19 protein-coding genes and 1 pseudogene are annotated in these 13,563 nt (G+C 36.4%); 5 read left to right on the top strand and 15 right to left on the bottom strand.

Translation table 11 applies throughout. The features are described 5' to 3' along the window. Window positions 1-445: 445 nt before the first annotated feature. The 7 genes from CZ490_RS02975 to CZ490_RS02945 all read right to left on the bottom strand — a co-directional run bounded on the left by CZ490_RS02975 (window position 446) and on the right by CZ490_RS02945 (window position 5,575). Window positions 446-931: a GyrI-like domain-containing protein gene (locus tag CZ490_RS02975; protein ID WP_142255329.1), complete on the bottom strand. Its 486-nt coding sequence runs from the start codon at window positions 929-931 to the stop codon at window positions 446-448. A 117-nt stretch (window positions 932-1,048) separates the two neighbouring features. Next, window positions 1,049-1,510: a DUF6843 domain-containing protein gene (locus CZ490_RS02970; RefSeq protein WP_077617489.1), complete on the bottom strand. Its 462-nt coding sequence runs from the start codon at window positions 1,508-1,510 to the stop codon at window positions 1,049-1,051. Between the two features lie 76 nt (window positions 1,511-1,586). Next, on the bottom strand, window positions 1,587-2,012 hold the full coding sequence (locus CZ490_RS02965; protein WP_077617488.1) for a hypothetical protein: 426 nt from the start codon (window positions 2,010-2,012) through the stop codon (window positions 1,587-1,589). 79 nt (window positions 2,013-2,091) lie between these two features. Next, window positions 2,092-2,682 carry a hypothetical protein gene (locus tag CZ490_RS02960; RefSeq protein WP_077617487.1) on the bottom strand — a complete coding sequence of 197 codons (591 nt, stop codon included), beginning with the start codon at window positions 2,680-2,682 and terminating at the stop codon, window positions 2,092-2,094. Further along, window positions 2,660-2,893 (bottom strand): hypothetical protein, encoded by a 234-nt coding sequence (locus CZ490_RS02955; RefSeq protein ID WP_077617486.1) that lies wholly within the window; start codon window positions 2,891-2,893, stop codon window positions 2,660-2,662. Before CZ490_RS02955 ends, CZ490_RS02960 begins: the two co-directional genes overlap by 23 nt. A 249-nt stretch (window positions 2,894-3,142) precedes the next feature. Beyond that, window positions 3,143-4,789: a S8 family serine peptidase gene (locus tag CZ490_RS02950; protein WP_077617485.1), complete on the bottom strand. Its 1,647-nt coding sequence runs from the start codon at window positions 4,787-4,789 to the stop codon at window positions 3,143-3,145. Window positions 4,790-5,239: 450 nt separating this feature from the next. Beyond that, a complete protein-coding gene (locus CZ490_RS02945; RefSeq protein WP_077617484.1) occupies window positions 5,240-5,575 on the bottom strand; it encodes a hypothetical protein in 336 nt (111 codons plus the stop codon). Between the two features lie 163 nt (window positions 5,576-5,738). On the opposite strand from CZ490_RS02945, the gene CZ490_RS02940 reads away from it, so the two are divergent. Further along, a complete protein-coding gene (locus CZ490_RS02940; RefSeq protein ID WP_077617483.1) occupies window positions 5,739-7,055 on the top strand; it encodes a short-chain fatty acid transporter in 1,317 nt (438 codons plus the stop codon). An 82-nt stretch (window positions 7,056-7,137) separates the two neighbouring features. Here the strand turns inward: CZ490_RS02940 and CZ490_RS02935 are convergent, their stop codons facing one another. The 4 genes from CZ490_RS02935 to CZ490_RS02920 form a co-directional block, all read right to left on the bottom strand. Next, on the bottom strand, window positions 7,138-7,605 hold the full coding sequence (locus tag CZ490_RS02935) for an SRPBCC family protein (RefSeq protein ID WP_077617482.1): 468 nt from the start codon (window positions 7,603-7,605) through the stop codon (window positions 7,138-7,140). 116 nt (window positions 7,606-7,721) lie between these two features. Continuing rightward, complete coding sequence (locus CZ490_RS02930; protein ID WP_142255328.1) at window positions 7,722-8,168, bottom strand: DUF6376 family protein; 447 nt, start codon at window positions 8,166-8,168, stop codon at window positions 7,722-7,724. Window positions 8,169-8,269: 101 nt separating this feature from the next. Then, entirely contained in the window at window positions 8,270-8,554 is a 285-nt protein-coding gene (locus tag CZ490_RS02925) for a nucleotidyltransferase domain-containing protein (RefSeq protein WP_077617480.1), read from the bottom strand. Between the two features lie 173 nt (window positions 8,555-8,727). Next, window positions 8,728-9,426 (bottom strand): polysaccharide deacetylase family protein, encoded by a 699-nt coding sequence (locus CZ490_RS02920; RefSeq protein ID WP_077617479.1) that lies wholly within the window; start codon window positions 9,424-9,426, stop codon window positions 8,728-8,730. Window positions 9,427-9,515: 89 nt separating this feature from the next. On the opposite strand from CZ490_RS02920, the gene CZ490_RS02915 reads away from it, so the two are divergent. Further along, window positions 9,516-9,815 carry a hypothetical protein gene (locus CZ490_RS02915; RefSeq protein WP_077617478.1) on the top strand — a complete coding sequence of 100 codons (300 nt, stop codon included), beginning with the start codon at window positions 9,516-9,518 and terminating at the stop codon, window positions 9,813-9,815. A gap of 21 nt (window positions 9,816-9,836) precedes the next feature. Here the strand turns inward: CZ490_RS02915 and CZ490_RS22760 are convergent, their stop codons facing one another. Beyond that, window positions 9,837-9,965 carry a hypothetical protein gene (locus CZ490_RS22760; protein WP_268761985.1) on the bottom strand — a complete coding sequence of 43 codons (129 nt, stop codon included), beginning with the start codon at window positions 9,963-9,965 and terminating at the stop codon, window positions 9,837-9,839. On the opposite strand from CZ490_RS22760, the pseudogene CZ490_RS02910 reads away from it, so the two are divergent. Beyond that, a pseudogene (locus CZ490_RS02910) lies at window positions 9,965-10,378 on the top strand (cupin domain-containing protein); the annotation flags it as partial. The gene CZ490_RS22760 and the pseudogene CZ490_RS02910 overlap by 1 nt on opposite strands. Before the next feature lie 6 nt (window positions 10,379-10,384). Here CZ490_RS02910 and CZ490_RS02905 read toward each other — a convergent pair. Continuing rightward, complete coding sequence (locus CZ490_RS02905) at window positions 10,385-10,783, bottom strand: DUF2200 domain-containing protein (RefSeq protein ID WP_077620917.1); 399 nt, start codon at window positions 10,781-10,783, stop codon at window positions 10,385-10,387. A gap of 176 nt (window positions 10,784-10,959) precedes the next feature. Here CZ490_RS02905 and CZ490_RS02900 point away from each other — a divergent pair, with 176 nt between their 5' ends. Both CZ490_RS02900 and CZ490_RS02895 read left to right on the top strand, forming a co-directional pair. Continuing rightward, window positions 10,960-11,820 carry an Hsp33 family molecular chaperone HslO gene (locus CZ490_RS02900; RefSeq protein WP_077617476.1) on the top strand — a complete coding sequence of 287 codons (861 nt, stop codon included), beginning with the start codon at window positions 10,960-10,962 and terminating at the stop codon, window positions 11,818-11,820. Window positions 11,821-11,838: 18 nt separating this feature from the next. Continuing rightward, window positions 11,839-12,564 (top strand): MerR family transcriptional regulator, encoded by a 726-nt coding sequence (locus CZ490_RS02895; protein ID WP_077617475.1) that lies wholly within the window; start codon window positions 11,839-11,841, stop codon window positions 12,562-12,564. Window positions 12,565-12,667: 103 nt separating this feature from the next. Here the strand turns inward: CZ490_RS02895 and CZ490_RS02890 are convergent, their stop codons facing one another. Continuing rightward, window positions 12,668-12,868: a cold-shock protein gene (locus tag CZ490_RS02890; RefSeq protein WP_077617474.1), complete on the bottom strand. Its 201-nt coding sequence runs from the start codon at window positions 12,866-12,868 to the stop codon at window positions 12,668-12,670. A 227-nt stretch (window positions 12,869-13,095) separates the two neighbouring features. Next, complete coding sequence (locus CZ490_RS02885) at window positions 13,096-13,503, bottom strand: hypothetical protein (RefSeq protein ID WP_077617473.1); 408 nt, start codon at window positions 13,501-13,503, stop codon at window positions 13,096-13,098. Window positions 13,504-13,563 lie beyond the last annotated feature (60 nt).

The following is a 13,563-nucleotide window of genomic DNA, read 5'->3' as shown; positions in this document are numbered from 1 at the left end:
ACTAAGGCAAACGCGATGATATCATGCGTAATTTCCAGAAAAAGGGGGAAGTACCCCGAAAAGCACTTAGAATTTCAATATTTATCCACTTGCGCATGTTTTCTTGATATAAATATGATAAAAGCATGCGCAAAACTGAATTACACATGCTTTACCTAAGACAAGTGCGACCAAATCATGCGAATTATCCAGAAAAAGGGGAAATTATCCCGAAAAGCACTTAGAATTTCAATATTTATCCACTTGCGCATGTTTTCTTAATTTAAATATGAAAAAAGTATGCGCAAAACTGAATACACATACTTTCTCTACTTAAGCATGAAGAGATAATGTAGATAATCCAAAAAAGGTAAATTAAGAACTTCCCAACGAATGTCCATTCCTATTTTATCCCAATTGCACTTTATGCTGATAGACAGGAAAAATCAATACAGAAGCCTTCTCATCATTTTTTGACAATCGGAATATAAATATCAAAATGAGGATCACTAGGGTCTTGATCAATTGGATAGTATTCATGTTTTAGAGGCATATATGGATCATAGTATTCTACCCCTGCTTCCCTATATGCGGTATATTCACTATCAAATAACCATTGATGTAAATCCGTATATGTCTTTTGGATAACTTCGCCTTTGTTATGGGTTGTCTTCGCATACATTAATTCAGGAACCTTGATTTCAATCATTCCATCAGGAATTACTTGTTCATTGCTCACTTCATACACCGCGTAGTGCGCAAATCCATTTTCAATGACATGATATGATAGACCTAACTGAATTGTAGGATTCACCATATACTCTAATTCATTGGCACGTTCTCCCATTTGCCGAATAACATTTTTTAAATTCGGTACAACTTCAGAGAAAGTCCCCTCCCACTTTAATCCAACTGCACAATAAGCCGGTAAACTAATAATCTCAACTTTCACTTTATACCCTCCCAATCTTTTAAAATGCATAATACTTCTTTATCTAGTACCAACTGCCATTCATTATAAAGTCTGTAAATCCCACTAAGATATCTCACAGTTGCATTAGGATTACCTTTATATCCCGAGTGCTGGACAACCTTCATCTTCAGTTTCTTTTGAACCAAATATCTGATAGTAATAATGTTTTTCTGTTTTCCCTTCCACTTGACTAGCCCCGTTTGCTCCAAACCTTATTTTTTCTTGTGGTAGTTCTTCTAGTATTTCTCCTCTTTCATCAACATAATAAGCTCGTGATTGGTAGGCTCCAGAATGCTTGTCATTAACCCATCCAAAATCAAATGGCGAAGATGTATAGAGAATCCCATTTTTAGGAATCTTATAAATAATCTCATTGTTTTCTATTTTTAGAGGTTCTGCACCTTCCACATTGTAGTTGATTACTACACATCCTTCAAAATCTAAAGGCAATAAATACGTCTGGTCTACTCCTTTTTGATTAAAGAAAAACGCATATATTCCTCCTAAGAAAGCGAGAACTAAAAATGCAATTCCAACTTTTATTTTAACAATCTCCACCTCCCGATTTTATATAACCAATATAAGTCATATCTTTCTTATTGTGTTGGACAGCTTCTTTAGTACATCAAATTTTTCACTTAGAATTTATGTCTCGTTCAAGTTCCTGTATCCATTTATAATCCAAAGGTGCATTCACTACCTTATAAACTCGGTTTGATACAACAACATCCCTTTCAATTGTATATATTTCAATTTCTCCATTTTTGTATCCAAGATAGAGTTCAAATCTTTCATCTTCATTATTTGAAATCCAACCATCTTGATTTGTTAGTTTTACTTTGTATTGATTTAAAAAATTAGCAAGTTTATTAATCGTTTCTTGATCAACTTTTGAAATTTCAAATTCATATGAATCTTTATACTCGGTAATAATATGGACCTTATCAACGTTTTCCATATTTACTAACTCACCCAAGTCCTGCTCACGATACTTGTAAATGGTAATTAATATTACTCCAATTATTAGTACTATTATAGAAACATATAAATATTTTTTCAAAAATATCCCCCTAGCAAATTAACCGAAAAGTATGAGCAATGGTTTGTATGCACCAATCATTTCTTTACCAAAACGATTATTAATTCCTGTTGTATTCATACATATAGAATCCTGAAAATTCTACAAAAAATCCATCTCTTATCAAATGATAATTCTCCGAATCTATAACAAATCCGAATGATGAGTTGGGGCCGTATCCAGTTTGCCCCACATCAATTTGTTCAGCTTTTTTGTTATATAAATCAAAATCATGATAAGACCCATTCGTGGTAAATGTTCCGTCTTCGTTGAAGATACCATTGTATAGAAAGGTTCCGGCATCGTATTTCATATCGTATATCGTATCAAAATTAAAATGAATATCGCTACCTCTATTCCAAACTTCATCAAGAATAATCGTTGTATTATTTTTGCTCGCAAGCGCTATACCAAGCTTCTTTTCTTCGTTGCTAGCAAAAGGAATCCACTCAGGTTTTATATAAAAGTCTACAGTTTCGTTGTTTTTTATGAGTTTCAGAGTGTAACCGTCTCGTTCGGTTACATTATCTAGTATTCCTTTAGTTGAATATGTTTTAAAATAGAATAAATACACCACTAAAACGCAGCACCCTAATAAAATAAGTAAAAGTGTCAGTTTACCTTTTCGCTCACTTAGTTGAAGAAATTTCACGCTTTGGCACTCTTAGACCTTTGATTAAAATAACTACTCCCACGATAAATATAACCGGAAACAAGATGACCATTAATCCTCCGCCAGCAAACCCGCTTGAAACACTTACACCATAAATAACTCCGATAAACCAAGATAAAAGCGGTGCAATTACCAACATGGTGATTAAGCCCCAAATAATCAAAGCTTTTCTTTTTGAATTGTTACTCATCATACTCCTCCTTATTTCCAGGTCTTTTGTTATATCCATAATTTTCAAGTCTTTATGAAATTATTTGTCTCACAAACTCTATGCTCATTTTAACATATTTATCCAGAATGTAATTGAAAGTAACAGTTTAGTCAATCATTATTTTTCAACTAAAAACGCCTATCAAATGATCATTCATTTGATAGGCGCTTAGCTTACATTATTATAATAAGGGTCAGTTGTATTTAACTACCTACAGAGACTACTGTCTTAACGAACCCTAAATGTCGTAGAAGCACTGCTTGTTGTATACCCGCTCTTTGATGCAGTTGCATCCACACGATACGTTCCTGTTGCTGTTGAATAGTTTGTTCCAATCGAATAAGTAGCCACACCTGAAGAATTTGTAGCTGCCGTGGCTGTAACACTCGTGCCGTTTGGACGTGTAATTTTAAAATTAACCGTTGCATTTGAGATGGCTACACCATTTGAATCTTTAACTGTGCTCGTCATATAGACTGTTTCACCACGATAATAGTAACTATAGTTTGTTGAAACTGTTGTGACAGTATCTGTTGATGATGGTGGTGGAGGCGTTGTACCACCGCCGCTTCCGCCTGACGCAGCTACAACTGCAGCATGCGCGTCAACAATTCCATAGCCATATTGTGTGAAGCTTCCGGCCTCTTGAGCTGTATCACGTAAAATTTGTCTTGCTTGTGCTACTGAGATATCGGGATTAGCTGCTCGGATTAAGCCCGCTACACCTGCAACATGTGGTGTCGCCATCGATGTACCAGATAATGAAGTATAACGACTGTTTGGATAGGTGCTATAAATGTTCGAGCCTGGTGCCATGACTTCTAATCCAGATCCATAATTTGAAAAGCTCGAGCGAGTTCGATTTGATGTTACAGATCCAACTGCGATAACACTGCTATACGCGGCTGGATAAGAAATACTAGATGCACCATCATTTCCAGTTGCAGCAACCACAATGGTTCCTTGTGCAACCGCTGTTTGAACCGCTTCGTCCATACTTTGGTTATAGCCACCGCCACCAAGTGACATATTGATAACATCTGCATCAATATCTGCTGCGTATAAAATTCCTTGAGTGATGCCATATAAAGAACCTGAACCACTATTATCTAGTACCTTGACAGGAATAAGGGTCGCACTTTGCATAACCCCAGAAACGCTACCATAGCTTGCAATTGTTCCTGCCACATGCGTACCATGACCTTGAACATCCATCGTATTACCACCAACGAAACTTCGACCTAAGTTTGTGTTCACGAAATTTGCTAAGCTAGGGTGATTGTGGTCTATCCCAGTATCTAATACAGCCACCTTAACGGAGCTAGAGCCACTTGTTATCGCCCACGCCTCTGGTGCTTTAATCATGTTATAATGCCAATTTTGATTTGGATGAACAGCCTGTAACGTTGCCGTTCCTTCAATTGCCATCATTTTATAGTTTTCAGAAATATAACGTACCTTGAAACCAAGATCCATTAGTTCTTTTCGAAGTTCTTTTTTTGCAATATTACTAGATTTAAACTGGTCTGGAGAGTATTGTACAAGGTAGACTAAGCCCATCTTCTCGACTACTTTTTTGTTGAAATTTTTGCTAACAAGTGGTTTGACTGAAGAATCTTCTACATGGAGTGTATCAACGATTGTAAATCCTTTACTTTTCAACACATCTTCCTGCCCTGTTACACTTTGTGCGCTTTGGATGGAGACATCTGGTTTTCCATTTTTTGGTTCAACTGATACAATCAGTTCACCTTCAATGACATCCTGGTTTCCGTTTGCCTGACTGGCTTGATCTGCTGAATTCGCAAATGAATTTCCCGCAAACATCGTTAAAATAAGCAACACAACTATCGACATGCTAACTACTTTTCTCATCTACAAACCTCCATATAAAGAATTTGAACAACTATGGTATTAAGAGTTTCGCTCCTTTCTATGTACTTTTTATACAGTTAAAAAAGTAAAGTAATAGTCTTTACTTTTGACTGTCCGTTGTAAAGTATGAAGTATGTAATGCTGAGGTTAAAGAAGACTGTGACTTCGTAATAGTGTGACCTACCTTCATTACGATACTCCGTTTCAAACGTCATAGTCAATATTTTTTGTAAATTCAGTATTTTATTACTATAATTCCATTAACCACTAAAATGGGGTACGGGCCTAACTATCTAAAGGGTTAACCTTCTCATAGTAAGATAGTCTATTACAGAGATTCACCGCTTTGGTGCGGTGAATGATGGTGGTCAAATGAGAGGGAGAGTCATGGGAGAAAACATTTTATTAACATAAAGAAGGTACCCCTCTTATTGTTGAGGGCTACCTTCTTTAATTTTTGGTATTTACACCTTCCATTAACTTCGTTTTAAACACTTTATCAATAAGCCTCATTAATGGAAATGCGCTAAACGCAAATAATAGTGCAATCATGATAATCATCGTACCATCAGAGTGTTCTTCCATTCTTTTAATATCTACAATGACAAAAAATAACAACCCATAAACTGCACAAACTAGATACACTGCAACAAGTAAGAGCAATAATTCAAGGCTGAAAAAGTTAGTCTTAATTGTATCTATGATTCTATTCCCCAAATAAAATAAAGCCCAAATAAACACAGCTACTAAAACATAACCTGAAACGGTCTTTAGAGTCTTCTTCAATCATTACTCTTCCTTTCGCATGGTGTAGCTTAAAGTATAAGACGATTTTACTTACTGGACAACGATTAGTTCAACAAATGGTTACGTAATTAATACCTTAATCCACTCTGTCATAATACACTTTCCCTCCTCATAACTTGATTAATAAAAAGGAGGGATAATCATGTTAAACAGAGTGTCAGAACGTTTTTCACGTGTAATTCAGCGGTACTTGCCTGATGCATTTGTTATCGCCGTATTGATGACCTTATTTGTTTTTATCTTGGCCTTTTTTACAGCTCCAGCAGATCCTACGAACTTGTTTCAGTCGTATGGTGATGGTTTTTGGACGTATTTAGCCTTTACGATGCAAATGGTACTCTTATTAATGACTGGGATGGTGCTAGCATCCGTTCCCTTTGTCCGAAGAGGCTTAGAGGCGATTTCAGCTAAAGCAAACACCGCAACTAAAGCTTATTTATTCACATTCTTAATCTCTGCAGCAGCCTATTATATTAACTGGGGACTCGCAGTTGTGGTAGGTGCCATTGTTGCTCGTGAAGTTGGAAAACGAAATAAAAACGCCCATTTCCCACTATTGGTTGCATGTGCATATGCGCCTACTGTCCTCTATACAGCCGGGCTTTCAAGCTCCATCCTGCTTACGATTGCGACGGAAGATCATTTTCTTGCTAATGTAATGGGAGTCATTCCAACCTCTGAAACAATCTTCCACCCTGGAACGGTTATCATCTTCTTCACACTACTAATCACCATACCTATTTTTATCTTATTAATGGCTCCAAAAAAGAATATCATTCCTTATACAGCAAAACCGGAGAAAGAACAGTCAGAGTTTGAACATACCGCCGACACAAACACACCCGCCTATCGCTTAGAAAACACGCCTATCCTAGGGATTCTGATTGGGTTAATTGGTATCGTCTATGTGTTGCTACAATTCTCAAACAGTGTTGATTTAAATTTGAACCTTATTAATATTTTATTTTTATCATTAGGATTACTGTTTCACCGTTCGCTAGCACAATACGGAAAAGCATTCAAAGATGCTGCTGGATCAATCTCACCAATCATTCTTCAATTCCCTTTCTACGCCGGGATTATAGCGTTACTTGGAAGCTCTGGTCTGGCGGATAAAATCATTCAGGGTATGGCATCGATATCGAGTGCTGAATCATTTGGTGTCTTTACGTACTGGACAGCAGGACTCGTTAACATTTTAGCTCCATCAGGCGGAGGCCAATGGGCGTTACAAGGACCGCTTCAAGTACCTGCCGGAATTGAACTCGGTGCCGACCCTGCCGTTATCGCCATGGCAGTGGGATGGGGAGATGCCTGGACGAACCTCATTCAACCATTCTGGGCACTCCCAATCTTAAGTATTGTCGGGCTCCATATCCGGCACATCATGGGATACTGTATTTTATTAAGTGTATGGATTGGAATTGTAACGTCGATTTTGATTTACTTTGTGTACTAATGATGTTCAAATATATCAAAACCTTGCAAGTTTTCTCTTGCAAGGTTTTATTTTATTAGGGTAGGATTATTGTAAACTTCTTTTATAAGTTTACTTTGTAGTATTCACGTAGTTCCGGGGCATTATCTTTCCATTCAACTGGTTGACCATGTATTAATTGACCAAGTACATCCAGGCATCTATGCCAACCAGCTGCTGTATACATAGCCATTTCAGGGTCATCAAACGTATGATTAAATGTTAAGGTACTCCCTTCTTCTGTTTCTAGTAGCCGCATCTCTAATAAATCATCAATTTCCCGGAAACAGAAGGAATGCGGAGGATTAAATTCAGTAATAACGGCCTCATACACCGTACCTTCACCATCATTGAACTTTAACTTTCCACCTACTCGGAATTCCATTTCTCCCGTTGCAAAGGGATACCACTGAGTAAAATACTCAGGTTCCGTTATATAGCGAAACACTTCTTCGGGACTAAATGGATAAATACGTTCGAAAGTTAAAACGTATCTACCCTCTTTTTCAAATAGACTGCCATAACTATTCATATAAATGTAACCACCTTTATGTACTCCAGTAAGCTAACATTTTATTACTATTTTATAGGATGATAGTTGATAAGACAAATAAGGCGCAATTTCTATAGAAGAGCTTGCGCCTCGTTTTATTCCCCTAATTGTTGGATTTGATCAATCGTATTTGTGATGTTCTGAAACGTTTGAAAGATTTCACTATTTTCAAATAGTGCAGGATCAATTTTACCATTCTCGACATTCTCTACTAATACATTGATTCCTTCTTCTGCTTGGTTGTTATAATCGACAATTTGTTGATGGATATCGGCTGCTAGTCCTGGTGCTTCCAGAGAATTGAACGTTTCCATGTCCTCTTGCATTTCAGTTAACATCGTCTCAAGGTCTGCTCTTGCCTGTTCATCCGTAACAGCTTGTTGTGCAAGGCTTGGAGCCTCGTTTACAAACGTAGTTACCTCATTAACATAATCAGTTGCCTCATTCACGTACGTTACAGTATTATTAACATCCTCAAGGATGGAACAAGCCCCAAGAAATAATAAACCTATAAGGGAAAAAACCAAAAATCGTTTCTTCACTACATCCCCTCCTTTTTGCGCATATTCTATATACGTTGCAGAAGGGTAAAAGGTTTCATTTTGTTCGGTTTGCTACTCTGGTATATTCTGTTAACCAGGTGCTATATTTGATACGATTCATCATATAACATAACGTGCTCTCGATTTCTGATTCCAGTCCCATTCAAATCCCAATAGGGTAGAAAGTCTACCTTAATATGGTCAATATAAAGGGGGTCCTCCATTAAATAATAAAAAACGGCATCTTCTCTTTCCGCTCCACTATATTCTACTACTATGTCCAAATCACTCTCTGAATGAAAGTGAGTGTATAACCGACTGCCGACAATAGCTATCCTCTCGATCTCAACATCTAAATCAGCAAGCTTATCATCAATATGAGACATTATGATGGCCTTCAATTCAGATTTAGAATAATGACGTAAACCATGGACTTCAATAGGCTCCAGAATAACACCTCAATTTCTTTTTTAGATAGTGTATTAACTCTTAGTATTAATCGTGTCCAATCATTGAAAAAAGAACCATTCGCCTATAAAATGGTTCTTCCTTTTTGGAGTTACATCCCCTGTAGTTCATCAACTGTTACAAACGTGTAATCCTCATCCTGCAGCGTTTGAATGACGCCTTCTATTTCCGCCAAGACCTTATCAACTTCTGCATACATCGGATGCATCAGGATGATGGAACCAGGCTGAATATTTTCTTTCACATAATTAACTTTATCCACAGGGGTTGTATGATAGGTATCAGGTTCGATATTCCATGTTATTGTCTCCCTATCTTCTTTACTAAGATAATAAGGTAACCCAACAAACTTTTTCCCATACGGTGGTCGGAAGTCATTTTCCCCCTCATAACCCGCTTCACGAATGAGCTCGTCCGTTTTTTCAATTTCTTCACTAATAAAAGATTGTGATTTTAGGACCATGCGATCATGGGAATAGGTGTGATTTCCTACCTGATGCCCTGCCTCCACGATTTGCTTTGCTTCCTCCGGATACTTTTCGATATCTTGACCGATTAGAAAGAACGTAGCCTTGACATTATATTTGTCTAGTAAAGGTAGGCTTTCATGTACATTCTGAGTTGGGCCGTCATCAAACGTCAGTGCTACGACCTTTTGTTCTGTGTCTATCTGCTGTGTAAGACCGCCAAATAATTGATAGGACCTTGATACCGTGATTTTGTATCCCCCAACCATCATAAATAAAATAATTAAAATTCCAATAACACTAAATACTAGTTTTCTTTTCATCGTTTACTTCCTTATTATATTTATTTACCTAATATTATAGTAAAATTAGATTAATATAGAAATCTGTCTTTGAAGTGGGGAGATTCGATTTGTTAAAAAAGTTCACAAAATCATTGTTTCAGCGCGGTAATGTGATTCAATTTGAATTAGAAGATTGGCATAAATGGTACAAGGAGCCTGAGAACTTCCACGATGCTGTCGTTGCCCACCTTACACAAGAAGGAAAAAAAGTAGAGACTGTTTCGATTGTTAAACAAGTAACGAGTAACAAAGTCGCGGAACTCTTAATTGATGGGGTACAGTACGAACTTACCGTTAAACGAGCGCAATATCTTGGTCATACCCAAATTGTAGAGTTAAGAAAAATAGACGTAACAGGGACAATATGATCCCATGCTTAGGTCTATTTTTTATATTTCACGTTCAACGTTATTTACTTTACTTAAGATTCCCATAATGATACGAAATGCGACTGGAAAAAAGACAGCCCCCATGATAAGTCCGATAATTGCTGTAGGCTCTATGAACGTTATAATCAATGGTATTATACTTGGATTATACATCTCCAGCGACTCATTACGCTTATGATGTGAATAAAAGTCCATTATTCAAAAAAGACAAACATAACTATATAAATGTATTGGGTATCAAACAATTAAATACCCTGGAAAATGTATCACTGCTTGATATTTTCTTAAGTAAGACTAATGTCGTGGAACCACATTATCATCAAAATGCCGCAGAGTTAGTCTATTGTATTTCAGGTGCTGCTACAGTTTCCATGCTGAATCCATTTACTAAACAGGTACTTAATTTTCCGATAACATCTGGCCAAGTGACCAACATCCCTCAAGGGTGGTGGCACTATGAAATGGCAACTGTTGATAACACGCATCTATTGGCCATTTTTAATGCACCAACACCTGAAGTGATACTAGGATTCATTATAATCACGAGATCAATCAAAAGAAACTAATGTACATATAGACTCAGTATTTCTAATATCATTATTCCGAAGGATTTTCTCCATTGCTTTCCCCTTAGCTAACTCATCAATTAGCTTGTCCAGGTAGCGAATTTCCTGCATTGTCGTCTCTTCTATGTCTTCCACTCGTACCCCGCAAATAACTCCTTTGATAAGTGAACGAGAAGGATTCATCTTAGGTGCTTCCGCAAAGAACGTCTCAAAGTCTGTCTTATTTTCCAGGTGCATTTCTAATTCTTCCTGACTCAATCCTGTTAACCATCGGATGATTTCATCGACTTCCTCTTTCGTACGCCCCTTCTTCTCCGCCTTCGTAATGTAATGGGGGTAGACACTTGCAAAACTTGTTGTATAAATTCGATGTTTAGTCATCATCTTTCTCCCTTTTGTAATTTTCTTCATTATAGTCCGAAAACCAGAGAGATTCAAAACATACAAACTCCTTAGTGATTATTAATGAGATAATTTTTAACTATGATAAATAAACCTTGAACCTTACGTAAGGTTATGTTTTATAGTGTATGTAATTGAAGAAAGAAAGGAATAGAATGATGCAGAATACAATTGTGAAGACACTTATTTATGACAAACAAGTTCGTTTATTATTAATCGATAATACAAAATTAATGAATGATATACTAAGCCTCAACAGAGGAACAAACAAAATTCTTAAACTTACATTAGGAAAAACCATCTCAGCTGTCAGTTTAATAGCTGGAACCTTAAAAGGCAATCAACGAATAAGTCTTCAACTGACAATGAGTGAACCAAAATATAAGATTTTTGCTGATGCGGATGCAAATGGAAATATTCGCGGTTATCTCAACGAGGCATTATTAAAAGCTGCTAAGAAGCAATTGAAAGACCTTTCACTTAACCATCTAATTGGGAATAATGGCACCATACGTGTTATCAAAGGATCCGAAATGCATCAATTTACTGGCATAACAGATATGCCATACCGAAACATTGTTGACGATATTTCACATTATTTTAATCAAAGCGAACAAACACAAACATTTATAGGAACCAATCTTACCCTTACCAAGGATAACTTTGTTCAACACAGTAATGCGGTATATGCACAATTGCTTCCAGGAGCTTCTCATGACCTTTTAATTAGAGTAAGGCACATTTTTTTAACCAACCGCAATTTCTTTACCAACTTACTGAAACAACCAAACATCAAAATTGAAGAAAAACTAAGTGAGTTATTTGAGGATGTAAAAGTAATAGGATACAGTCCTGTCCAATTTTTCTGTGGATGCTCAAAAGAAATGTTCTACGGGATACTACATTCTTTAAGTGAGAATGATTTACCTAATCATGAAGATATTGAAACCGTTTGTCAAATCTGCGGAAGAAGCTATCACTTCAGTTATAATGAGGTTCAAAGGCTTTTGAATTAAATAAAGGGTGAAATATACATGAAGAAACAACACTGGAAAGTTGGAGAGCTTGCAGCACTAACAGGCTTAACAATTAGAACGCTGCGATATTATGATCAAATTGATTTGTTCTCTCCTTCGCAATATACAGAATCAGGACACCGTTTATATACAGAATCGGACTTGTCCAAACTTCAACAGATTCTAGCATTAAAGCAAATTGGGTTATCTTTAGATGACATAAAATCCGTCATGACGAACAATGAAAAAGATTTTACTGCTGCTATCATAGAAACTCAAATAACCCGTATAAAGGATGATATAAAAGTTCAGCAAAAACTACTCTTTGAATTAGAAAGTGCTCTAGAAACAATTCGTAGTAAGAAAACGATGTCTGTTGAAGAACTAACAAAATTATTAGGAGCAATGAAAATGTACCAAGGTGGATACTTTACAAAAGAACAACTAGACGTCATGAAAACTTATTATAATCAATATGATGAAGATACCTTAAAAGAAGTACAAGATGAATTTAAAGCAATTCTGAAAAAAATACAAAGAGAAAAAGAGAACGGTACACCTCCTACGAGTAACAAGGTCCGGGTACTCGCAAAGAAATGGGGTGAGATTGTATACTCATTCATAGGAAATGATCAAGAACTAAAGAAACAAACAGAATTATTCCACTCAGAAAATCCCAATAATAATTTGCAGTTTGGAATGGATGCTGAGACTTATCAATATATACAAAAAGCATTGGAATGACTTTTTCTATAATAAACTAATACAATAGAGGGTTTATATTAACCCTCTTTCATTTTTCAAATAAAAAACAGGCCCTACTAGAGGACCTGTCGGTTTCGGTTAATTAAGCTTTTCTAACGTTTGATGCTTGAGGGCCACGTTGACCTTGCTCAACATCAAAAGTTACACTTTGACCTTCGTCTAAAGATTTGAAGCCTTCGCCTTGGATAGCTGAGAAGTGTACGAATACATCGTCTCCACCTTCGCGCTCGATGAATCCAAAACCTTTTTCTGCGTTAAACCATTTTACTTTACCTTGTTCCATGTTAATTTGCCTCCTAGTGTGATGTTCACACATGTGTTACTATCCTTGTTCAAATACCTTAGACGAAAAACAAATGAAATTCTTAATCTGAATGAGAACAAAAATAATTCTTCTTTAGAATAACAGATATAAAAGAAAATAGCAAACTTATTTAAAATAAAAAAAGTAGAGCCTGCTCTGACAAGCTCTACTTCTCATAAAAGTTAAGGCGTTAATCTAGTCCTGATTTATTTATGCGTCAAGGAACCTGTCCCTCCGTCCCAGTTGAAAACCCAATTTGGGGAGATCATTTGGGCGAGTGTGTTAGCTTGTTCTTCGGATAGGTTTAGGTTATTAATTCCCTTTTCTGAAAGTTGGTAATCATTGTCTTTAACTTTTCCAAATTTTAGTTTAATAAGATTTTGCATTCCATTAAAGGTTATATATTTAATTTTGTAGCCCTCAGTTAGAATTGGTTTGAGATCATCGTAATTCAATTTTAATAGTTCATGAAAATTGAAGTGCTCATGCAAATCCTTCCAGCCCTCTACACTGCCTTGTTCAATTTTAGCAAGGATTTCCTGATTGGTAATACCCTTACTGCGTAGAGTTTCGATTAAATACGCTTCCATTAAGTTTATTTTTTGTAATTTCACTAAAACTCCCCCATTTCTAATCCACTTGTTATCTACTGGTACTTTTAGTCATGCGTGAAA

It is taken from the genome of Litchfieldia sinesaloumensis (genome assembly GCF_900156865.1).
Classification (GTDB): Bacteria; Bacillota; Bacilli; order Bacillales; family Bacillaceae_L; genus Ferdinandcohnia; species Ferdinandcohnia sinesaloumensis.
Note: the sequence above shows the minus strand (reverse complement) of the source record. Positions and strands in the feature narration are given on the sequence as shown.

Excerpts from the sequence above, each read along its gene's own strand:
- CZ490_RS02890 (WP_077617474.1), bottom strand. The coding sequence starts at position 12,868 with ATGGAACAAGGTAAAGTAAAATGGTTTAACGCAGAAAAAGGTTTTGGA.
- CZ490_RS02905 (WP_077620917.1), bottom strand. The coding sequence starts at position 10,783 with ATGACTAAACATCGAATTTATACAACAAGTTTTGCAAGTGTCTACCCC.
- CZ490_RS02895 (WP_077617475.1), top strand. The coding sequence starts at position 11,839 with ATGAAGAAACAACACTGGAAAGTTGGAGAGCTTGCAGCACTAACAGGC.
- CZ490_RS02935 (WP_077617482.1), bottom strand. The coding sequence starts at position 7,605 with ATGAATAGTTATGGCAGTCTATTTGAAAAAGAGGGTAGATACGTTTTA.
- CZ490_RS02955 (WP_077617486.1), bottom strand. The coding sequence starts at position 2,893 with ATGAGTAACAATTCAAAAAGAAAAGCTTTGATTATTTGGGGCTTAATC.
- CZ490_RS02950 (WP_077617485.1), bottom strand. The coding sequence starts at position 4,789 with ATGAGAAAAGTAGTTAGCATGTCGATAGTTGTGTTGCTTATTTTAACG.
- CZ490_RS02925 (WP_077617480.1), bottom strand. The coding sequence starts at position 8,554 with ATGTCTCATATTGATGATAAGCTTGCTGATTTAGATGTTGAGATCGAG.
- CZ490_RS02940 (WP_077617483.1), top strand. The coding sequence starts at position 5,739 with ATGTTAAACAGAGTGTCAGAACGTTTTTCACGTGTAATTCAGCGGTAC.
- CZ490_RS02900 (WP_077617476.1), top strand. The coding sequence starts at position 10,960 with ATGATGCAGAATACAATTGTGAAGACACTTATTTATGACAAACAAGTT.
- CZ490_RS02920 (WP_077617479.1), bottom strand. The coding sequence starts at position 9,426 with ATGAAAAGAAAACTAGTATTTAGTGTTATTGGAATTTTAATTATTTTA.